Source organism: Psychroserpens sp. SPM9, from assembly GCF_025153525.1.
Taxonomy (GTDB): domain Bacteria; phylum Bacteroidota; class Bacteroidia; order Flavobacteriales; family Flavobacteriaceae; genus Psychroserpens.
The window spans coordinates 250,003-272,906 of sequence record NZ_JANZNR010000005.1 but is presented as its reverse complement, the minus strand read 5'-3'; the positions used below and the strand labels follow the sequence as shown (position 1 = coordinate 272,906).

Sequence of the window (22,904 nt, the reverse complement as noted above, 5' to 3'; positions counted from 1 at the left end):
AAATGAAAAAACTAGCCATTATTGGATCTGGAGATTTAGGACAGTTAATGGCCTATCATGCTGTACAGGATAAGCAGTTTGATGTCGCTGGTTTTTTTGATGATTTTCAAGCCAAAGGAAGTACCGTAAATCACATCAAAGTTTTAGGGGCTATTTCAGATATAGAAACTTGCTATCATCAAGGTGATTTTGATGTCATCATTTGTGGTATAGGGTATAAGCATCTGGCATTTAGAGAACGAATCTTTAATCAACTACATCAAAAAATAAAGTTTGCTAATCTTATACACTCGTCATGTTATGTCGATGCTTCTTGTAATTTAGGACAAGGTATTTTTATGCTGCCTGGTTCTGTCTTAGATCACAATGTGACTATTGAAGACAATGTTGTCATTAATATTGCTTGTGTCATTGCTCATGATTCTACAATTGGCGCGCATTCCTTTGTGTCTCCAAGAGCCGCTATTGCTGGTTTTGTAACACTTGGTAAACGCTGTAATATAGGTGTAAATACCACTATAATTGATAATATTACTATTGCTGATGATATCCAGACAGGTGGCGGAACTATCGTCATTACTAGTTTAAAAAACAAAGGATTATATGTTGGTAATCCCTCTAGATTTATACGTTAATGATACCATTTAATAAGCCTTTTTTAACCGGAAAAGAAACAGCATACATCGAACAAGCCGTTAGTTCAGGTATGATTTCAGGTAATGGCATGTTTACAAAACAATGCCAGCATTTCTTTGAAACAAAATACCATATCAAAAAAGCTTTATTAACCACATCGTGTACAGATGCCCTAGAAATGTGTGCCATACTCTTAAATATTAAAGAAGGCGATGAGGTGATTATCCCTTCCTATACCTTTGTGTCTACGGCAAACGCATTTGTTTTGCGAGGTGCTAAAATTGTATTTGCCGATTCTAAATCTGAGCATCCTAATATCGACGAAACAAAAATAGAAGCTTTAATCACGCCCAAAACCAAAGCTATAGTTGTAGTGCATTATGCAGGTTTTGCTTGTGAAATGGATACAATCATGGCCATTGCAAAAAAACACAGCCTCTTTGTGGTAGAAGATGCCGCTCAAGCCATTGAAAGCTATTACAAAGGAAAAGCCCTAGGAAGCATAGGGCATTTGGCGACATTCTCTTTTCATGAAACAAAAAATATCATTTCAGGAGAAGGTGGTTTGCTCGCTATTAATGATGAGCAGTTTATAGAACGTTCAGAAATTATATGGGAAAAAGGAACCAATCGTTCGGCTTTTTTTAGAGGTGAAATCAATAAATATGGTTGGGTCGATATTGGCTCTTCTTTTTTGCCTTCGGAAATTATTGCCGCTTTTCTTTGGGCACAATTAGAAACCATTGATGATATTCAGGCTAAACGGAAGTTAATTTGGAATCAATACGCTTCTCAACTTCAGCCTTTAGAAGATAAAGGCTTTATTAAACTGCCAAAACACCCTGAATATTCTACCAATAATGCGCATATGTTCTACGTGTTATGTCGAAACTATGATGAGCGGACACAACTTATAAGTTTTCTGATTGCTAAAGAAATTAAAGCTGTGTTTCATTATTTGAGTTTGCATAAAAGTGTCTTTTATCATAGCAAACACGATGGAAGAATGCTTCCAATGACCGATTCCTATGCCGACAGATTATTGAGATTGCCCTTGTTCTATGAACTTGATTTAAAAGACGTTTCATACATCGCTAATCAAATAAAGGCGTTTTATGAGCATTAAAAAAGTTTATATTTTTTATTCAGTCTTATTTCTTGTTATAGGCTTGTTAGCACTAAACCTGAATTATATAGAAGGTGACGACGCTAGAACCATTCTATTTCATGCTTTTGGTAGAGATGTAGATTTTCAACCGCCATACTCGCCCTATCATTCTATGTTTGATACCTTGTTTTCTTTGCTGCCTACACAAAGTGAAACTCTACTGAGGCAAATGGGTATTGTATTATCATTTTTGTCAGGACTTGCCGTACTTCTATGTCTGGCGAAAATAGTTGTAGATATTCTAGGCAAAGAGAAACCACAACTGTGTTGGTTTTTGTTAGCCTTACCGTTTATAATTCCTGAAACACTTTTTAGTAGCTTGATTATTAATCCTACAAACATTTCTTTTGCTTTAGTGCTATTAGCGCATGTGTTTTTTATCAAGTATTTAAAAAATAATTCAATCCCAACACTTGTTGTAGCTATAGTTTTGTTTGGTCTGGGTGTGAGTTTTAGATGGAGCATTGGCTTTTATATTTTTGTGTTGTATGGACATTTTGTGTTTACAAATTCTGCGCATTTAAAAGCGGTAGTTTCCGTAGAAAAATTAAAGAAAAGCTTTATCGTTTTTCCCTTTTTTATTGTGTCTGTAATTTTGTGGATTCAAATTTCCGGGTATTCGGTTGTCGATATTTATGAAGTGTTCGTTAATGGCTCCAAATATCTAGAAGATAAGGAAACCTCATTATTGTCGGTTGGAGCTGTAGCAATTTCTTTTATAACACCAGCCTTGGCAGTCTTGTTGATTCTGGGTGTTATTTACTGTATAAAGCAAAAACTTTGGTTCCCTTTAGGACTGTGGCTAATGTCTGTATTGCCTTATTTTACTATGGGTATTGTGCCCATGTATAAGTATATGATCACCACAATTTTGCCTTTGGTTCTAATATTGGCACATGGATTTTTATCTATTAAAAATCAAAAGATTAAATATATCATATATGCTGTAATTATTGGACCATGGTTGGTTGGGTTACACCTTAAAAGTAATTCGGCTTGGGGCCCAGGTTTTGAGGTAAGAGCCATTACTAATAACAGTATTGAAACTCATAATTTTAATCCAGATAAGTCTACAGCTATTGAAAATGTTAGTTTGGTATTAGGCTCCGGAATGGCCATGCCAACACCTGAAGGGCCTCGTCCATTATTCGGATTTGGAGCAGTGCTTTTAAAAGACTGGAAACAGTTTGTGTCTAAGCATAATAATGAAAGAGAAGCTGCAGTTAATTATGCGATTGAAAATAAATGTAATATTTTGCAGGATGTTAATCATTCGTATATCGCAGCAAAGCTTAGTGAAAAAGGGTATAGTGCTAAAGATGAGTTGAATGCATCAAATGAATTTGGTTTTCATAGACGTTTTGAAACGAATTCAAATAGTATTAATATTGATGTTTTTAAAAATAAAAAAGCACTTTTTGATTCGGCGTTAATGCAATCATATGTATCAAAAAACAAAAAAGTAGTCGTGTATTCTTCCTATACTAATATTATTACAAAGTTAGAAGCGAAATATAATACTCAGTTTGAGCAGTATGGTGCTTTTTGGGGCGTCTTAACAGTAAATGAATAAATGAAAGATAATTCTTGGTTATACACAATTTCGGCTAAACGAAAGCTACTAGATCTTAATTTTAAAGAGATTTGGCAGTATAGAGATTTGCTTGTGTTATTTGTAAAACGAGATGTTGTTACAGTATATAAACAAACTATTTTAGGGCCACTATGGTATTTAATTCAGCCTTTGTTTACGGCACTTATATTTACATTTATTTTCAATAAAGTTGCAAAAATTGAAACAGGAGGCATTCCACCATTTTTATTCAACTTAGCTGGTGTGTCTATTTGGAATTATTTCAAAACCTGTTTAACATCTACCAGCGATACTTTTAAAACCAATGCGTCTATTTTTAGTAAGGTTTATTTTCCTCGTGTTATTTTACCATTATCACTGGTTATTTCTAATTTAGTTAAGTTCGGCATTCAATTATTGATTTTTATAGCCTTCTATATTTATTATTATTTTCAAGGCGCTGCGGTTTCCATAGATAGTTCCATTGTGTTTTTTCCTATTGTAGTTGTATTTATGGGATTATTAGGGCTTGGTCTTGGAATGATAATTTCCTCTTTGGTAACCAAATATAGAGACTTAACCTTTTTAGTCACTTTTGGTGTGCAATTACTCATGTATGTTTCTGCGGTAATGTACCCATTAGCATTGGTTAGAGAACAAATGCCTAAAATAGCTTGGTTGGTAGAATATAATCCGGTAGCTTATATTGTAGAAATGTCAAGAGTTATGTTGCTTGGGGAAGGCGCTGTTGGGATGTTTGGCATTGTATATACCATAAGCATAACATTAATTATTTTATTTTTCGGAATCATTATTTTTAACCGAACAGAAAAAACATTTATCGATACCGTTTAATTATGTCTGATATTATATTAAAAGTTTCTAATATTAATAAGCAATATAGGCTAGGCCTTGTTGGTACAGGCACTTTAAGTCATGATTTAAGCAGATGGTGGCATCGAATTCGCGGAAAAGAAGATCCCTTTTTAAAGGTTGGAGAAGTCAATGATAGAAGTACAAAAGGAGAAAGTGATTATGTATGGGCTTTAAAAGACATCAACTTTGAAGTTGCCAGAGGCGAAGTTTTAGGAATTATTGGTAAAAATGGTGCCGGAAAATCAACCCTCTTAAAAATATTATCACGTGTTACTGGTCCAACCACTGGTGAAATTAAAACCAAAGGCCGAATCGCCTCTTTACTGGAAGTAGGTACAGGGTTTCATCCCGAACTTACCGGAAGAGAAAATATCTACCTCAATGGTGCAATTTTAGGAATGACCAAATCCGAAATAAAAGCCAAAGAAGATGAAATTATAGATTTTTCTGGCTGTGCAAGATATATTGAAACTCCGGTTAAAAGATATTCTTCGGGTATGCGCGTGCGGTTAGCGTTTGCAGTAGCCGCTTTTTTAGAACCCGATATTTTAGTTATTGATGAGGTGCTAGCTGTAGGAGATGCTGAGTTTCAGAAGAAAGCCGTTGGAAAAATGCAAGATATTTCTAAAGGCGACGGACGCACAGTGATTTTTGTAAGTCATAATATGGCTGCTGTAAAAAGTTTATGTACCAGAGCAATTGTTTTGAGTAACGGCCAGTTAGTGTACAGTGGTGGAACCGAAGAATCCATTCAATTTTATTTACAAAACGGAAATGAAAAAGGCAGTGATACGCTTCGGTATTTTAGTGAAGAGCTTTACAATGAATTCTTTCAATTAAAAAAGACCTCTATTCGAGCTGTTGGAAAAGAGATTGGTGAACCTATTGATAGAAATGATACGATTGTTTTTTCTACTTTGATTTCCAATAGTTATCCTAAAAACTTATATCTGGTCTACAGATTTAAAGATGCTCAAGGCGATTATATTTTTGTGAGTAGCTCAGCATTTAGTGATTTTAAGCTAGATTTTGAAGGTGAAAAAGAAGTCTTAATGACGATTCCGTCGCATTTTTTTAATGAAGGCTCTATTTATGTCGATGTCATGCTGTCTAACGGAAGAAAAGTATTATTTAAAGAAGAAGATGCGCTTTGCTTGATAATAGTTCAAGAAGAACGCGAATTAGGAGAGTGGATGGGAAGAACACCAGGTGCGCTTAAACCTCAATTTAAATGGGAATTGTCAAACTAACGTATACATGAAGTCATTGTTTCGCAAAACAAGCGCTGCTAAAATATTTTGTATTGGACAGAATAAAACGGGTACCACAACCGTCGAGTCTGTCTTTAAAAGTTTTGGGTACACTTTGGGCAATCAAATAAAGGGCGAATTGTTATTTAAAGCCTGGCAAGAAGGCAATTTTAAAGAAATTATTGAATTTTGTAAAACGGCTGAAGCATTTCAAGACGTGCCTTTTTCTTTGCCAAATACTTATCAACACCTAGATGAAGCCTATCCTGATGCTAAATTTATTTTAACAGAAAGAGATTCAGCTGAACAATGGTACCAATCGCTTACCAGATTTCATTCTAAAAAATGGTCTGATGGCAAGCGCATCCCAACAGTAGAAGATTTAACCAACGCTACGTATCGTTATAAGGGGTATGCCTATCAATTTATGAAGAATATATATCATACTCAAGATTCTGATCTCTATAATAAGACTGCTTTAATCTCCCATTATAATAATTACAACGAGCAAGTCAAAACTTATTTTAAAGAGCAACCTGAAAAATTGCTGATTATCAATGTATCAAACTCATCAGATTATGGTAACTTGTGTTCGTTTTTAAAACAAACACCACAGGGCGACAATTTTCCATGGAAAAATAAAACCTAATTATGATTAACGTTACTAAAACTTTTTTACCTCCACTTGATGAATATCAAGCCATAGTATCCAGAGCCTGGGAAACAGGTTGGATCACTAATAGAGGTGTTTTAGTACAAGAGCTCGAAGCAAAACTTAAAACCTATTTGGGTGTAAAGCATATTATTGCCACTACAAATGGGACACTTCCAATACAAATTGCCATAAAAGCATTAGCTCTAAAAGGGGAAATTATTACAACACCTTTTAGTTATGTAGCAACAACTAGTAGTATTGTTTGGGAAGCTTGTACGCCTGTTTTTGTAGATATTCATCCCGAATATTTAACTATAGACGACACTAAAATAGAAGCAGCCATCACTCCTAATACTTCAGCAATTTTAGCCACACATGTATTTGGAAATCCTTGTCATATTGAAGCTATAGAAGCCATAGCTAAAAAGCATCATCTAAAGGTTATTTATGATGCTGCACATTGTTTTGGAGTATCGTATAAAGGTCAAAGTGTTTTTAACTTCGGAGATGTGAGTACCTGCAGTTTTCATGCAACAAAGGTGTTTCACACAGGAGAAGGAGGTACGATGATCACCAATAACAGTAAATTACACGAGACTTTATTTCATCACCATAATTTTGGTCATGATGGTTCTGAAGCCTTCCATGGCATTGGTATTAATGCTAAAATGAGTGAATTACAAGCAGCTATGGGACTTGCTGTTCTTCCTTATTTTGATGAAATAATAAGGAATCGAAAAGCAATTGTAGATCAATATAATGAAGGTTTAAAAGAGACCAATCTAAAAATGCTTAAGATTAGAACGCATACAGATTGGAATTACTGTTATTTTCCTGTAATTTTTAAAACTGAAGCTGTCCTCATTAAAGTAAAAGAGGCTCTAGAAGCGCAAAAGGTCTTTACCCGACGGTATTTTTATCCAAGTTTAGATACATTACCTTATATTGATGTGTCTGACAATAAGTGCCAAGTCTCTAGAGCGATAGCGTCAACGGTCTTGTGTTTGCCCTTGTACGTGGGTCTCAATGAGGAAGCAATACAAATGATTATTAATACGATTAAAAAGAATTTATGATTGTTGTTGGTGCCAAAGGTTTTGCAAAAGAGGTTTTAGAAACATTACATCAATTAAATGAGACTGATAACTTGGTGTTTTATGATGATGTAAATCCAGATGTGCCCAAACTTCTTTTTGATACATTTCCCATACTTAATACTTCAAAACAAGCCGAAGACTATTTTAAATCTACAGACAAAAAGTTCACCATCGGTATCGGCAAACCTGTTTTGCGGAAAAAAGTTTATGATACATTTACCAAACTTGGTGGTGTGTTTTCAAGTACAATTAGTAAACATGCCATTATAGGAAGTTACGATATTAGCATTGGTGAAGGTTCTAATATTTTAGATCAATCAATCATCGCTAATGGTGTTAGTGTTGGAAAAGGGGCTATTATTTATTACAACGTAACCTTAACGCATGATGTCACTATTGGTGATTTTGTCGAAATTTCTCCAGGTGCACAACTGTTAGGAAGATGCACCATTAAAAGTTATTCTCAAATAGGAAGTCATGCTACAATTTTACCCGATGTTGTTGTTGGTGAAAATGTTATAGTGGCTGCTGGAGCTGTCGTTACTAAAGATGTTCCTAGTAATTGTATGGTCGCTGGAGTACCTGCTACTGTAAAAAAACATCTCGAACCTCTAAATTTTGAAAGTGAAAGATAAACCGCTATTAAGTGTTTGTATGATCACATACTTGCATCAAAACTTTATAATTCAAGCGATTGAAAGTGTTTTAATGCAACAAACAAATTTTGAGTTTGAATTTATTATTGCTGATGACTGTTCTAAGGACCAAACGGTTCAACATATTGAAAGGGTTCTAAAAAATCATGAAAAATCAGAAGTAATCAAATTGATTTCTCATTCTGAAAATAAAGGAATGTATGATAATTTTATGTTTGCATTAGAGCAATGCCAAGGAACATATATTGCATTGTGTGAAGGTGATGATTACTGGACAGACCCTTTGAAATTGCAGAAGCAAGTAGATTTTCTTGAGGCTAATGCCGACTTTGAAGTTTGCTTCACGAATATAAATATTGTCAATAAAGACAACCACATAGTAAAAGAGCAATTAATACCAAGTGAGCGTAAAAATATCTACGAACAAAAAGATTTGCCAATTTGGGCGCCTACCTTAACACGGGTTTTTCGAAATAGAAATTTTCAAAATGTATTACCAAATGTACCGGGATTAGATACTGTGATGTTGTTGTATCAATCTAACTTCGGAAAAATTAAGTGTTTAGACGAAATTACTGGAAGCTATAGGTTACATGAAGGCGGTGTTTTTAGTTCAAAAAGCAAGATTAAAAAGATTGAAGCCATGCTTTTAACCATGTTTGGTTCGTTAAAACTGATTGATAGAAAGCTTTATCTTAAATATTATGCCATGATCTTTAAAAAATTACTGGCACTTAAAATCCACGATGTGAAACGCTTTAGGTGGTTTAGAAAATTATGGACAAAAAATTATCGGCAGTCGTTTAAAAAACTCAGGTTTTCAGAACATATAAAAATTTGGGTAGCGTTCAGTATAATTTCAATGCCCTTTATTTTAAAGCACAAAAAAACAAACCAGTTTTTCAATAAAGTACTCAATAAGTTATTGGTATATTAAATACATAAATACAGCACCATGATAATTACAAAAGATTTTGTTGTTCTTAATCTGCCTAAAACAGGTAGCACATTTACCCGTAATGTTTTAAAAACACTATACAAAGTTGATAAGCGCTCTATCTTTGAAAAAGCGCTTTATAAGTTTCATATCGTTACACCTAAGTTTCAGGAATTGATACTGCCTAACATCAAAATGCCTAACCGTCGTCCCGATCAACACGGAACGTATTCACAAATTCCTCAGCAGTATTTAAATCGCGTCATTGTTTCAACAATACGAGACCCTTATAGTCGGTTTTTATCAACCTATAAATTTAAAGCATGGGCAAATCCTAATCAGTTGGAAGTCCCGAAATCAATACTTGATGTGCATTTTCCGTCTTTTCCAGACTTAAATATGGATGACTATGTCGACTTGAATAAACATGCCGAAAAAATAAGAATAAACACCATAGACGAAGCCTTAAATAACCTTGATATTGGTACTCAAACCATACAATTTGTTCAAATGTTTTTTAAAGATCCTAAAGTAGCCTTGTCTAAACTTAATGATGACTATATCAATTCTGGAGCATTTAAAGCAGATATGGGAGAAATGAAATTCCTCAGACAAGAACACTTAAATGATGATTTGATTCAGTTTTTGTTAAATCACGGATTTGATAAATCAGATATCGATTTTATCAATCATAAGAAGAAACTTAATATTACCGATTATAACGTCGATGATGTTAATAAGCTATGGACACAAAAGGGAATCGACTACGTAAGTTATCGCGAGCGGTATTTACTTCAAATGCTGAATCATTTTGGAGTCACCTATAAAGCCCCAAAATTACAAAATCTATAAGAGCCTTTGGCTGTGTTAATTGACAGAACAACAGGTTAAGCTGTATAATTCACAAGCGCTTAAGTAATTACATAAATAAGTTTAACTTTGAGATATAAATAACACCCACAAGTGAAGTCTAAAATCAAATCCGTATTAAAATCGTTCAAGGCAAAAGCGTCTTATGAAAAAGTGTCTTATTCGCAATGTGGCGAAGATTTAATCATAGGTTTTGTTTTTAAGCGATTAGGGATTTCTAAACCAACATATATCGATATAGGAGCGCATCACCCTTTTAAAATAAGTAATACAGCATTGTTTTATAAGTCAGGTGCCCGAGGCATAAATATTGAGCCAGATCCTGTTTTATTCGAGGCGTTTATAGAGCATAGAAAAGAAGATGTTAATATCAATATAGGTATTGGTGATACTAATTCTGAAGAGGATTTTTATATCATTAGCTCGTCTACATTAAATACCTTTTCAAAGACCGATGCCGAAAATTATAGTAAAGAAGGAAATTATAAAATTAAAGAAGTCAAAAAGATACAAGTCAAGACCCTGCCGACAGTTTTAAACGAAAATTTTAATGGTGAATTCCCTCAGTTCCTTAGCTTAGATGCTGAAGGTATTGACGAGTTAGTGATTAAGTCTATTGATTTTGAAAAGAACTACCCATTGGTTATTTGTGTAGAAACCATTTCATTTTCAACGAGTGGCCAAGGCGTAAAAAATCAATCATTAATTGATTATATAGCAAGTAAAGGGTATCTTATTTATGCAGATACCTATATCAATACTATATTTGTTCGCGAATCCTTATGGCGTTCAAAATAGGATAAAACAAAGTTGAAATGAATTTAAAACATAAGCTGAAATCAATTTTAGGGAAAGCTCCAAACGAAAAAATAGATGTAGGCAAGTCTAATGAGCGTGACCGAAAAGTGTGGTTAAAAGAAACGCTTAAAAATTTACCTAACGGAAGCAAAATTCTAGATGCTGGTGCCGGACAACAACAGTATAAGGCTTATTGTACACATTTGGAGTACGTGTCTCAGGATTTTGGTGGCTATGAAGCCAATAATGGTAAACCGGGTTTGCAAAAGAAAGATTGGGATTATGGCGAACTTGATATCATTTCAGATATCGCTTCGATTCCGAGAGAAGATGCATCCTTTGATGCTATTATGTGTATTGAGGTTTTAGAGCATGTTGTCAACCCAAAAGAAGCTATTGCTGAGTTTACGAGACTTTTAAAACCTGGCGGAACTTTAATTATAACCGCGCCATTTTGTAGTCTGACGCATTTTGCACCTTATCATTTTTATTCGGGCTTTAATTCCTTTTTTTATGAAACCGAATTAGAGAAAAATGGTTTTGAAATTGTAAACATCACTGCCAATGGTAACTATTTCGAATACCTAGCTCAAGAAGTCAATAGGTTGCCATCAATGTCTCAGCGTTACAGCAATGTTACTTTAGATGCTCCATCAAAAAAGTTGTTGTTTAATATGAAAAAACTGCTAAAAACGCTGTCTGATAAAGATGCTAATTCGTCAGAGTTGTTATGCTATGGCTATCATGTTTTAGCTAAGAAAAAATGATTATAATCAGATTAAAAGGAGGTTTGGGAAACCAAATGTTTCAATTTGCACTTGGATATGTTTTGTCTGAAACACATAAATGTCCTCTTAAAATTGATACGCGTTTTTTTGATTTGAGTCGACATAATCATCGAGTTACTACCAGAGATTTTGAACTCGATATTTTCAATAATTCCTATAATTTTGCGAGTAAAAAAGATATTTTACAATTTGATCAGCTTTCAGTAATTCATCGTATTAATAAAAAACTGGGCTTCAATTATCTTAAAAAATACAATGAACCTTCTCCGGTTTTTCAGCAAGATCTAAGTAATATCAAGCCACCATTATTTCTAAATGGTTATTTCCAAAGTCATCACTATTATCGCGGCTATGAAGAAGCTATAAGAGCATTGTTTTCTTTTCCTACGGAAGATTTTCAACCTAAAAACCGTGATATTTTAAATACACTTAATTCTGAAACAACCCTAGGAATTCATATCAGAAGAGGGGATTATATAAGTGACCCTAAAACCAATCAAACCCACGGCGTGTGTAGTGTTGATTACTACATGAAAGCGATTGAGCAACTTACAAAAAACAATGACAAGATGAAGCTTGTGTTTTTTTCAGATGATTCTAAATGGGTTAAAAATACATTTGAACAGCTGTCTATGGATAAGTTGTTTGTAGATCATAATACGGGTAAAGATAGCTGGAAAGACCTGTGTTTAATGAGTAAGTGTACCCATAATATTATTGCAAATAGTTCTTTTAGCTGGTGGGCAGCATGGCTAAATGCACATCCGCAAAAAAAAGTGATTGCTCCTAAACAATGGTTTGCAGATCGAACAAGAAATACCAATGATTTAATTCCTGAGACATGGATCCGACTGTAACTCATCCTAAAATATCGGTCTTAATGCCTGTCTATAATTGCGCTGCTTTTGTTGAGGATGCCGTGGCGAGTATATTAGAACAAACACTTACCAATTTTGAGCTCATTATAATTGATGATGCCTCAACAGATGAGACGGTGTCTAAGGTTAAGAAGTTTAAGGATTCACGAATTCAACTCATTGAGAAATCTGTTAATAGCGGACATACCAATAGTTTAATTCATGGGGTGACTATTGCTAATGGGCAATATATAGCGCGAATGGATGGTGATGATATTAGTTTGCCAGACCGTTTTAAAAAGCAAGCCGATTTCTTAGATGCACACCCAGATGTTGTGTTATGTGGTTCGGCTCATGTTATTTTAGGAACCGACAAGATTGTAAAACGACCAGAGTCTCACGAGGCTATTAAAATAGAATTATTACAAAAAAACTGTTTTACTCATCCTTCGGTAATGATTCGCAATAGCGTATTAAAAGCAAATCAACTCAATTATGATGAAGCTTTTAGCGTCACTCAAGATTATGATTTTTGGGTGCGATTAATTCCGTTTGGGACATTACATAACTTACCAGATGTATTGCTGAAATATCGTATTCATGATAATCAGGTTTCTGTTAAAAAGCAAGACATTAAGCCCAAAGTAAGAGCTACAATACGCCTTAAAATGTTGCGATATCTCAATGCTGAGATGGATTCCGAAGCTGAAGCTGTTCTCACAAAATTATTTGAAAGGCAACAGGATATTGAGGTCCAAGATATACAAGGCTTTGATAGAATTAAAGCAAAATTGTTAAACGCTAATTCTTCAAAATTTTACGATACCAGAGGTTTTGAGGATTATCTTGAACGTGTCCAGCAATTAATGTTTAAAGACTATTTTTTAAACAGAATGTCTTATTCTCCAAAAGTTTTTAAGCAGTACTTGAAAACAAAAAGCGACGGAACTTATAAACTGAAGTTTCGCGACGGTTTAAAATTGTTTTTAAAATCTATGGTTTTTTATAAAAATAACGTAAAATAAGACTATTTTTAAAGCCAAAGCACACCAAAAGGAATCTGAATTTATGTTGAGAGTCATGCATCTTGTAAAGTTTTTAGGCCATCCAGACCAGCCTTATATGCAAACGCTCTTTAATGCTTTGTCTTTAGAAAAATCAACGCTATCACACACCGTCTTTTGCGTAAAAAACTTAGGCAAAACTTCAAATATTCCTTATCAGCAAATAGGTAAACCCTCTCATATTTTTAAACCCAAAACAGCAGGTTTTATTGGGTCTCAACTCTTGTTCTCAAAAGGAGATATGGCTGTTTTTAATTCTGAAACCTTAAAAAACAGAATAAAACTACTGATAAAATGGGAACAGGTTTTAAGAACTAATAGTGATGTGCTTCATGTGCATAATTTGCATATGGTGCCTCTTGAAGTTTTAAAATTTCTGAAATCTAAAAATACCAAAATGTTGGTCTCGCTCAGAGGACGAGACTTAGTGGTAGAAACTCTTAATGAAACCAGTAGAGCAATCTTTTTAGAAAAAATGGAATGCTTTACAAACATTCATGTCAATAGCCAGTATCTTAAAGAGTTGGCTCAAGAACGTGGTATTGAATCTCAAAAAATAAAAGTGATTTATAGAGGTGTAGAACCCGATTTGTATCAAAAAGAAAATTATAATCACAAGGAGTTGCCAACAAGTGATCAAGCTATTAAACTTATTTCGGTAGGAAGGCTTGAATGGGAAAAAGGGCAATGGTATATTCTCGATAGTATTTACAGGCTTAAAAACAAAGGGGTGAATGTGTTTTGTGATATTTATGGAGATGGAAGATTCAGAGAATTCCTCGAATTTAGAATAGCTCAGCTTAAACTTCAAGACCATGTAAGACTACTTGGCTATATGAAAAATGAAGCTTTAAGAAAAACCTATAAAACGTATCACCTGGCAGTTCAGTGTTCAATTTATGAGTCGTTGCCTAACGGATTAATAGAAATGTGTCTGCATAATTTACCTTGCGTGACCTCAAACGTTGGCGGAATTCCTGAGTTTCTGTCTCATGGTATTAACGGTATTAGTTTTGACATAAATTCTCCCGAAAACCTAGATGCTGCCATTCTAGAATGTTTAACACTTGATAAAGAAAAGCTTCAGGAATTTAATCAAAAAGTAACAGAGAAATTTTCGTTTAATAAAGGTGTTAAACAATTAAATGAATTGTATACCGAACTCAATAGTTAAGTTATCTTTAGCAAAAAAATTAAAAGTAAATGTGTGGATTTTTAGGGGAGTTTTGTTTTAATTCTGAAATGCTATCTCATGCCAGTTCATTTGATAAACTGTTGGAATTGTCTAAGCATCGCGGTCCAGATTCTACTCAGGTACACACAGGCGAAAATTATAGGTTGGGATTTAATAGGCTGGCAATTTTAGATTTATCACCTAAGGGAAACCAGCCAAAAACGAGTCCGAGTGGCCGATATCATATCGTTTTTAATGGTGAAATTTATAATTATCTCGAATTAGCCGAACGTTATAAGTTACAAAACCTTAATTCTACTTCAGATACCGAAGTCATTATTTGTCTTCTAGATATATTGGGTGTCGAACAAACCCTTACGCACCTAAACGGAATGTTCGCCATTACAATTATAGACAAGCAAACCAATAGTTGTTATTTGAGCCGAGATTTTGCCGGAATTAAGCCTTTGTTTTATGGAGTTCATGCTAATGGCATTGTAGCAGCTTCTCAATTTGACCAAATTTTTAAACACGAATGGTTTAAGCATGAATTACAATTACGACCAGAGATTGTAAAAGAATATTTTGGCTTCGGATATATGCAGGCGCCCAATACCATTTATGAAAATATATACCAGGTCAACCCTGGGGAAGTCGTTATAATTTCAAATACTGGTCAGTACAGCAAGAACATAATTCTACAATTTGATAAGACCCATAAACACATTCCAAAACCTGAACCTTCTAACTATGGCAATGTTCTTAAAGATGCAATAAAACGACAGTTAATTAGTGATGTTTCAGTCGCTACTTTTTTAAGCGGAGGTATTGATAGCCCTTTGATTAGTAGCTATGCAAAAAAATCAAAAACCGATATTGAAGCCTTTACTTTAAAGGTGAATGATAAAAGACTTAATGAGAGCGAAATTGCGCAAAGTTATGCTAAAGCTATAGGTTTAAGTCAGCATATTGTTTCAATAGAAGCCAACGATTTGATACAAAGTCTCGACGACCATTTTAATGCGTATTCTGAACCTTTTGGAGATTATTCAAGTATTCCAACTTATGTTATTGCAAGAGAATCTAAAAAACGACATACTGTAATGCTTTCGGGAGATGGAGGCGACGAATTGTTTTTGGGATACCCACGAATGTTAGATGTTCTAGATAAACGGTTTTGGTTTAAAATGCCTTATATCCTTCGGAAAAGCTTAGCCAAAATCACAAATAAACTTGGAATTACAAATACTTGGGCGCCTTACTTTAATACGATTGACACTTTTATTTTAAACAAACATATTAAGATTCCGTTTCATATATTGGATAAAGTGCAGCCTAATTGTGACTTTTCAGAAGCGATTCACCAGTTGTACCAATTTGATAATTCATCTCGGGAGGGACTTTTGCATGAAATGCGATGGAATGAATTTTATGCACACATGCAGCGTGTGTTAATAAAGGTTGATCGTGCCAGTATGGCTCATAGTCTGGAGGTCAGAATTCCTTATTTAGATAAAGAAAGTATTGTACATGCTTGGAAAGAATTACAGGATTTGAAAACCTACAAGGATTTAAAAATAACACTCAAAACATTGCTGTCTGAAGAAGTCCCCAACGACTTAATCAACAAAAAGAAACGCGGATTCTTAGTGCCGCTTAGTGATTGGCTACGTGGCGATATAAAACAAGATCTAATCAAAACTGTTTTTGATGTTCCATTTTATGGCGCAAATATTTTAGAGACCGATGTATTAAAACAATATGTACAAGATTTTATCGATGCTAAACATGACAATTCTTGGGGTGTATGGCACATTTATTCATGGCAAAAATGGGCAGCAATTCATGTGAATAATTAATCTTTGAATTAGGTAAAATTTATTGTGCCTAAAGGACGGTTTTTTTTATCTTAGCGCTTGTCTATGAATAGTATAATCACTCCGATACTTCCTAAAAATCATACCTATGCTAAAGAGCCAACTCATTTACATGAATTGCATCTTGAAGCTATTTGTGTTTTTGTTGCTACTGGTTTTTTTTTAGATGAAGATAGCTATTGGAAAGATGAGGTGTGTTTAAGTCCTGCTCATGAACATACGCTTGATGCTCAAAACAAGCGTATTAAAAGTAAACCCTGGTTTGAGTGGTATTATGAGCCTCGTGCTATTTCTTTTCAAGAGGCACTAGAAGAATACATTGCGTTGTTAACCACCATAACAAAAGAACAAATTAAAGATCATCCTGTTATTTTACCTTTATCAGGCGGATTAGATAGTAGAAGTCAGGCACTTATTTTAAAAGATCTTAATAACCCAGTACAAGCTTATAGTTATGCCTTCCCTGGTGGTTATCCTGAGCATAAAATAAGTGAAAAAATAGCGAAGGTTTGTGGTTTCGATTTTAAGTCTTTTATGATCCCAAAAGGTTATTTATGGGAAAGTATTGACGAATTAGCTCAAATAAACGGATGCTATTCAGAATTTACACATCCCAGACAAATGGGTGTGTTAGACGAATTAAAAAAAATGAATGGTCTTTTTTCTCTTGGGCATTGGGGCGATGTGCTATTTGATAGAGGTGTTCCTGAAGGTACAAAGGAAAAGGATGTAATTCCATTACTACTTAAAAAAATGTTGAAGCCTGGCGGATTAGAACTTGCTGAGCAATTATGGCAAGCTTGGGGTTTGCCTTCAAATTTTAAAGCCTATCTTGAATCTCGCATTGAAGTTCTATTAGCTAAGATAAAAATTGAAGATTTAAATGCTAAGGTAAGAGCTTTTAAAACGACGCATTGGGCACATAGATGGACCACAACTAACTTGAGTATTTTTGAGGCAGCACATCCTATTAGTATGCCATTTTATGACGATAGAATGTGCCAGTTTATTTGTACTGTCCCAGAAACCTTTTTGGCAGATCGCCAATTGCAGATCGCCCACCTAAGACAAAATAATGACTTGTCTAGAATCACATGGCATGAGCAAAAGCCTTTCCATTTAAATAATTATCATTTAAATAAAACGCCTTATAATTTGCCATATCGAGTGGTGAACAAAATGAAGCGTGAGTTGAATGCACTTCTAGGAAATCCTTATATTCAGCGTAATTATGAATTACAGTTTTTAGGAGCAGATAATGATGAGCAATTAAGACAGCGTATTTTTAACACCTCATTTTTTGATTTTATCCCGGAAGAAATTGTGAGGAATGTTTATCAAAAATTTAAGAACATAGATAATGTGTACCATTCTCATCCTACCAGTATACTGCTAACATTGGCTGTATGGCATCAACAAAATCACAATAAGTAACCTATGAAATTATCCGTTATCATTCCTGTTTATAATGGCGCAGATTTTATCTGGAAGTCTTATAATTCTATTATAGATCAACAGGTTACCGATATTGAAATTTTATATGTTGATAATAATTCTGAAGACAATTCCGTAGAGAAAATTCAAGAGGTTATCGCTATGGATGACCGGGTCAAATTATTTAAGCAATCCAAACAAGGTTCTGCCCCAGCCAGAAATAAAGGGATAGAGAATGCAAGTGGTACCTATGTGTATTTTTTTGATGTTGATGATGAGATTTATCCGAAAGCCTTACAAAAGATGATAAACGTCTTGGATACAAACCAGACGGTTGATGCTGTTTTTGGTAAAATGATTAAATCTCACAAGGGTATTTCAGAAACTAAAAAACCTGATGATGAAACCGATGCATTAGTTTTAAAAGAGAAACCATACTGGGGAATGTTTTGGTTTTCTAACTTAAAACATGTTGTTGGGCCTCCTGCTTTTTTGTACAAAAGGACTGTGTTTGATACCATTGGGCATTATAATGAAGATCTTAGAATTGGTCAAGATACAGCTTTAGATATCAAGCTGGGAATGACATGTAATGTCGCGTTTTTGAATACCTATATTTATTTGTATTATAAACATTCGACATCCACTATTGAGAAAGCAAAAAAGAAGAAAAGTAAAGTTGCACTGCATTGGCCGAGATATGTAAAATCTCACTTGCCTTTTTATTTAGAAAATGATGTACCTTTAAAATATAAAGAGTTGCTTTATGCTTATTTGTATTCTACAACGGCAAAAAGACTCTGCGAAACAAAAGGAATCCAAAATAGAAAACAGTTGCTTAAAGACATGCTAAATGAAATTAAACCTGTGAAAACACCGTTGGTTTTAAGACTGTTTTTGTCGATTATGACTATCTTCCCATATCCAATTTTTTTAAAGGTTTACGTGTATTATTTAGCACCTTACTTTTTAAAAAATCACATAGAAAAACTGTAAACTATCTAAACTCACTATGAACCGTTTGTTATTTATTTTAAGACATGCTTACAAGAAACTGTTACTGCGTGCTTTGTATAAAAGGTATGTGATAAATGATAACGTTATTCAAGACGATGTTTTAGAAACTATAAGGGTAAGAGGCTGTAAGGTCAATCCAGATACTATTGAAAAAAAGTTTTACCATTTAATGCTGTATTACCCTGAGTATGCTATTATTTTTCTTTGGAGAATAGGTGGCGGAAGCAAGCGAATAAAACAGGTATTTGGTAAAGATTTTCATTGTAAAATATTTCAAAGTACTAAAATAGACGGTGGTATGATGTGTTATCATCCTTTTGCTACAGTGATAAACGCTAAATCGATTGGAAAAAATTTTCAATTTAGAAATGGTTTAACCATTGGAAATAAAAATAATGATAATACCTTGCTGCCAACTATTGGTAATAATGTTGTTGTTGGTGCTCATGTGGTTATAATAGGTGATATTACTATTGGCGATAATGTTGTGATTGGAGCGGGTTCAGTTGTTGTTAAAAACGTCCCGTCAAACTGTGTGATTGCAGGGAATCCTGCTAAAATTATTAAATAGGTTTATGCAAAAAAAAATTAGGGTTTTATATACTATTCCTAACTTTGATACCGCAGGAAGCGGAAAGTCGGTTTATGATTTAGTGAACGGATTAGATCGCTCAATCTTTGAACCCGAAATTTGTTGTTTTCATAATAAAGGGGCTTTTTTTAAAGAGGTCGAAAAACTCGATGTTAAGATTCATATATTTTCTTTCACAACAAAATATACACCAAAAGCCAGTTTTATTTTTAGAGTTTTAAAGATTAAGAAATTTTTTAAAACGCATAATTTTGACCTGATTCATTCGTGGCATTGGAGTTCTGATATTTCTGAACCTTTGGCGGCTAAATTAGCTGGTATTCCTTATGTATATACTAAAAAAGCGATGGGTTGGGGAAATAAATACTGGTCTTGGCGCTCTAAATTGAGCAAAAAAGTTATTGTGGTAAATCAAGATATGATCGAGCAATACTTCAGTAATATGGCGCATAAGATTGTCAAATTTCCCCTGGCTATTGATACCAATCGTTATCGTCCTAACGGATTTGAGTCTCCAATTTCTAAGACCACTTATTTCAAAACAGAAGATTTTGTGATATTATCGATCGCAAACTTGGTTGCCGTAAAAGGTATAGAAATTCTTTTTCAGGCCGTCGAAAAATTAAATGATGAGCGCATTAAAGTACTTATTGTAGGTAATGATACTAATGACTATGGTGTCGATTTAAAACAACGGTATGCCTCAAATAAAAATATTGTTTTTGCAGGCAAACAGTTAGAAGTGAGACCTTTTTTGGATTTAGCAGATTTGTTTGTCATACCAACCAAAGATGAAGGTAGGCGCGAAGGGATCCCCAATGCACCATTGGAAGCTATGGCAACTAATTGTGTCGTTCTTGGTTCTAATGTTTCGGGTGTCAAAGACATTTTAAAGGAATTTCCTGATTGTTTATTCCAAGCCAGTAATGTAGATGAACTCGCTGAAAAAATCTTATGGATTAAAACGATGTCTGAAGCCAAAAGACAATCTCTTGGTGAAGCCATGAGAAAACAAGTTATTAAAGAGTTTTCTATTGAAGAATTTCTTAAAAATCATGAACGCTTATATTTAAGTATGGTTAACTAGTAGCTATCTATGACCGATGAGTTAAAGCACATATGGACGTCTAAAGAACCAGATTCATTGCCCGATTTTATCATTGGAGGCGCCATGAAATCTGGAACTACTAGTCTGCATGCCATACTCAATAGTCACCCAGATATAGCTATAGCGCATGATGAATTGGGCTTTTTTGATATCGATAATATTTTACAGCATCCCGATTTTAATTTTTATGATAAGACTACCAATCAATGGTTAAGTCAGTCGATGGAAGAACATCCAGAGTTACTGTGGAATTGGTATCATACACAGTTTAATGGGCTTCAAAATAAATCGCGTCTTGTTGGTGAAGATTCGACGACCTATTTGTGTTCTGAAACAGCTGCTAAACGAATCGCTCTTCAGAAAAAACCTATAAAACTCCTCTTTATTTTGAGGCAACCTACAAAGCGCGCCATATCCAATTACCTCCATTTAGTTAAATCTGGGAGAGCCATTTATTCACTTGAAGATACTTTGCGGTTTAATCCTAACAGTATTATTAGAAGAAGTTTATACAAAGAACAACTGGAAGCTTACTATAAATACATTCCGTTTGAGAGGATTAAGGTGGTATTGTTTGAAGATTTAATTCAAAATAAGGAAGCTTGCTTAAAAGAGGTTTGTGATTTTTTAGAAGTCGATTTTAAAAAATTCGAACCAAGTGTTTTTAATACGCATTCTAATATTACTAAAATCCCTAAAAATATCAATCTTCAGCTTTTTAGAAATCGTTTATTACGTAAGTCTGGTAATTATAGATACTCCAATTTTTTGCCGTTACAGCCCGGTTTTCAGCATAAATTGCCGTTGCGATATCGATTAATCGATAAAATTCACAAAAAAATCAATCCTAAAAAGAGCGCTTACACATACAAAGCAGCTCCCGCCACAGAAGCCTTGCTAAATGCGTTTTTTAAAATTGAATTTCAAGGTTTTGATGATTTGGTAAAAAAAGAAGTATATTCAAAATGGTTTAAAAACATATAACCATTGAGCATGAAACCTGAAATCTCAAAATTAGCTGTAGAATTTTAAAGCCAGAAGATGTTATTCAACTCCTTAGATTTTATTGTTTTTTTACCGCTAGTCTTTGTTTTGTATTGGTTTGTAACCAACAAATCGTTGCGTTTGCAAAATTTGTTTTTAGTGTGTGCCAGTTATGTGTTTTATGCCTGGTGGGACTATCGTTTTTTAGGACTTATTGTGCTAAGTACGCTTATCGACTATGCTGTTGCCCAACAGTTAAAAGTTACGGTTAAACCTAAGTCACGCAAAGCCTTGCTAGGACTTAGCTTGGTTTTTAATTTAGGAATGCTGGCTTTTTTCAAGTATTTTAATTTTTTTATTGAAAGCTGGGTCGATGCATGGGACATGCTGGGTGTAGAAATGCAGGTTTCTACCTTGAAAATTATCCTTCCGGTCGGAATATCTTTTTATACATTTCAAACCCTTAGCTATACCATTGATGTGTATCGTAAAAAAATAGAACCCACAGCTAATCTTATTCAATTTGCAGCCTTTGTGTCCTTTTTTCCGCAGTTAGTTGCCGGACCAATAGAACGTGCTTCTCATTTGCTTCCGCAGTTCAGCAAAAAAAGGCATTTTAATACCCAATTTGCTCTTAGCGGATTTTACCTCATAATTTGGGGCTTATTTAAAAAAGTCGTGGTTGCCGATAATTGCGCCTTCTTTGTAAACCAAATTTTTGAGGGATCTTCGGGCTATTCTTCGGCGGAATTGTTTTTAGGAGCCTTGCTTTTTGCGTTTCAAATTTATGGCGATTTTTCTGGATATTCTGATATTGCTATTGGTGTAGCTCGCTTGTTCGGATTTTCATTAATGACCAATTTTTCCTTTCCTTATTTTTCAAGAGATATTGCCGAATTCTGGAGACGCTGGCATATCTCATTATCAACGTGGTTTAGAGACTATGTTTATATTCCCTTAGGTGGTTCTAGAGGAACTATTGGAATGCAATTACGAAATGTCCTGATTGTTTTCTTAATTAGCGGCTTCTGGCATGGCGCCAACTGGACGTTTATTATTTGGGGTGCCATTCATGCTCTTTTGTTTTTACCTTTATTGCTAACCAAAAAGAACCGGACTTATGTGTCTGATACACATGTATTAGTTTGGCATATTCCGAAGCTTTTATTGACATTTTGTATGGTGACCTTGGCATGGGTTTTTTTTAGAGCCGATACCGTGTCAATAGCCAATCAGTTTTTGATTGATATCTTTAGTTTTAATGGTTATTCTCTAACTGTCTTTGTTCAGAATTCTAAATCGATGCTGTTTACAGGTATTATTGTACTGAGTATTCTTATCTTGCTGGTATTTGAATTGTTTGCAGTTCAGAAAAATCAAAAAGAAGTTGTGTTAACCAAATATTCGGCACTAATAATTGCCATTTTAATATGTTTTATGGGGGTGTTTAAAAATCCATCCGACTTTATATATTTTCAGTTTTAGGTATGCGC

General features: G+C 34.3%; 22 protein-coding genes. All 22 read left to right on the top strand.

Translation table 11 applies throughout. The annotated features are described in order from the left end of the window. The first annotated feature begins 2 nt into the window (after positions 1–2). The 22 genes from N4270_RS11915 (at position 3) to N4270_RS11810 (ending at position 22,896) form a co-directional block, all read left to right on the top strand. Positions 3–635, top strand: coding sequence for an acetyltransferase (locus N4270_RS11915; protein WP_260097405.1), 633 nt, complete (start codon positions 3–5; stop codon positions 633–635). Further along, positions 635–1,762, top strand: a complete 1,128-nt coding sequence (rffA, locus tag N4270_RS11910) for a dTDP-4-amino-4,6-dideoxygalactose transaminase (protein WP_260097404.1) — start codon at positions 635–637, stop codon at positions 1,760–1,762. The genes N4270_RS11915 and rffA overlap by 1 nt, the downstream gene beginning before the upstream one ends. Next, positions 1,752–3,377: a glycosyltransferase family 39 protein gene (locus tag N4270_RS11905; RefSeq protein ID WP_260097403.1), complete on the top strand. Its 1,626-nt coding sequence runs from the start codon at positions 1,752–1,754 to the stop codon at positions 3,375–3,377. The genes rffA and N4270_RS11905 overlap by 11 nt, the downstream gene beginning before the upstream one ends. Further along, positions 3,378–4,232, top strand: a complete 855-nt coding sequence (locus N4270_RS11900) for an ABC transporter permease (RefSeq protein ID WP_260097401.1) — start codon at positions 3,378–3,380, stop codon at positions 4,230–4,232. It begins immediately after the preceding gene. A gap of 2 nt (positions 4,233–4,234) precedes the next feature. Beyond that, positions 4,235–5,503: an ABC transporter ATP-binding protein gene (locus N4270_RS11895; RefSeq protein WP_260097400.1), complete on the top strand. Its 1,269-nt coding sequence runs from the start codon at positions 4,235–4,237 to the stop codon at positions 5,501–5,503. A gap of 7 nt (positions 5,504–5,510) precedes the next feature. Beyond that, a complete protein-coding gene (locus N4270_RS11890; RefSeq protein WP_260097399.1) occupies positions 5,511–6,152 on the top strand; it encodes a sulfotransferase in 642 nt (213 codons plus the stop codon). A gap of 2 nt (positions 6,153–6,154) precedes the next feature. Next, a complete protein-coding gene (locus N4270_RS11885; RefSeq protein ID WP_260097398.1) occupies positions 6,155–7,234 on the top strand; it encodes a DegT/DnrJ/EryC1/StrS aminotransferase family protein in 1,080 nt (359 codons plus the stop codon). Then, entirely contained in the window at positions 7,231–7,890 is a 660-nt protein-coding gene (locus N4270_RS11880; protein WP_260097397.1) for a NeuD/PglB/VioB family sugar acetyltransferase, read from the top strand. The genes N4270_RS11885 and N4270_RS11880 overlap by 4 nt, the downstream gene beginning before the upstream one ends. Positions 7,891–7,909: 19 nt before the next feature. Next, positions 7,910–8,848 (top strand): glycosyltransferase, encoded by a 939-nt coding sequence (locus tag N4270_RS11875; RefSeq protein WP_260097396.1) that lies wholly within the window; start codon positions 7,910–7,912, stop codon positions 8,846–8,848. An 18-nt stretch (positions 8,849–8,866) separates the two neighbouring features. Next, positions 8,867–9,700 carry a sulfotransferase family 2 domain-containing protein gene (locus tag N4270_RS11870; protein WP_260097395.1) on the top strand — a complete coding sequence of 278 codons (834 nt, stop codon included), beginning with the start codon at positions 8,867–8,869 and terminating at the stop codon, positions 9,698–9,700. A 111-nt stretch (positions 9,701–9,811) separates the two neighbouring features. Further along, positions 9,812–10,516 carry an FkbM family methyltransferase gene (locus N4270_RS11865; RefSeq protein WP_260097394.1) on the top strand — a complete coding sequence of 235 codons (705 nt, stop codon included), beginning with the start codon at positions 9,812–9,814 and terminating at the stop codon, positions 10,514–10,516. A gap of 17 nt (positions 10,517–10,533) precedes the next feature. Continuing rightward, positions 10,534–11,283 carry a class I SAM-dependent methyltransferase gene (locus N4270_RS11860; RefSeq protein WP_260097393.1) on the top strand — a complete coding sequence of 250 codons (750 nt, stop codon included), beginning with the start codon at positions 10,534–10,536 and terminating at the stop codon, positions 11,281–11,283. After that, positions 11,280–12,161, top strand: a complete 882-nt coding sequence (locus N4270_RS11855; RefSeq protein ID WP_260097392.1) for an alpha-1,2-fucosyltransferase — start codon at positions 11,280–11,282, stop codon at positions 12,159–12,161. The genes N4270_RS11860 and N4270_RS11855 overlap by 4 nt, the downstream gene beginning before the upstream one ends. Further along, complete coding sequence (locus N4270_RS11850; protein ID WP_260097391.1) at positions 12,146–13,186, top strand: glycosyltransferase; 1,041 nt, start codon at positions 12,146–12,148, stop codon at positions 13,184–13,186. Before N4270_RS11855 ends, N4270_RS11850 begins: the two co-directional genes overlap by 16 nt. A gap of 55 nt (positions 13,187–13,241) precedes the next feature. Further along, entirely contained in the window at positions 13,242–14,399 is a 1,158-nt protein-coding gene (locus N4270_RS11845) for a glycosyltransferase family 4 protein (RefSeq protein ID WP_260097390.1), read from the top strand. A gap of 29 nt (positions 14,400–14,428) precedes the next feature. Further along, complete coding sequence (gene asnB, locus N4270_RS11840) at positions 14,429–16,258, top strand: asparagine synthase (glutamine-hydrolyzing) (RefSeq protein ID WP_260097389.1); 1,830 nt, start codon at positions 14,429–14,431, stop codon at positions 16,256–16,258. A 63-nt stretch (positions 16,259–16,321) separates the two neighbouring features. Next, a complete protein-coding gene (locus N4270_RS11835; RefSeq protein WP_260097387.1) occupies positions 16,322–17,710 on the top strand; it encodes an asparagine synthase-related protein in 1,389 nt (462 codons plus the stop codon). 3 nt (positions 17,711–17,713) lie between these two features. Then, positions 17,714–18,706: a glycosyltransferase family 2 protein gene (locus tag N4270_RS11830; protein ID WP_260097386.1), complete on the top strand. Its 993-nt coding sequence runs from the start codon at positions 17,714–17,716 to the stop codon at positions 18,704–18,706. Positions 18,707–18,722: 16 nt separating this feature from the next. Continuing rightward, the gene (locus N4270_RS17155) at positions 18,723–19,298 is read left to right on the top strand and encodes a serine acetyltransferase (protein ID WP_279309210.1); all 576 of its coding nucleotides are present in this window, start codon (positions 18,723–18,725) and stop codon (positions 19,296–19,298) included. Between the two features lie 4 nt (positions 19,299–19,302). After that, positions 19,303–20,406, top strand: coding sequence for a glycosyltransferase (locus tag N4270_RS11820; protein ID WP_260097385.1), 1,104 nt, complete (start codon positions 19,303–19,305; stop codon positions 20,404–20,406). A gap of 9 nt (positions 20,407–20,415) precedes the next feature. Continuing rightward, positions 20,416–21,411 carry a sulfotransferase gene (locus N4270_RS11815; RefSeq protein ID WP_260097384.1) on the top strand — a complete coding sequence of 332 codons (996 nt, stop codon included), beginning with the start codon at positions 20,416–20,418 and terminating at the stop codon, positions 21,409–21,411. 141 nt (positions 21,412–21,552) lie between these two features. After that, positions 21,553–22,896: an MBOAT family protein gene (locus N4270_RS11810; RefSeq protein WP_367399960.1), complete on the top strand. Its 1,344-nt coding sequence runs from the start codon at positions 21,553–21,555 to the stop codon at positions 22,894–22,896. The last annotated feature ends 8 nt before the right edge of the window (positions 22,897–22,904 follow it).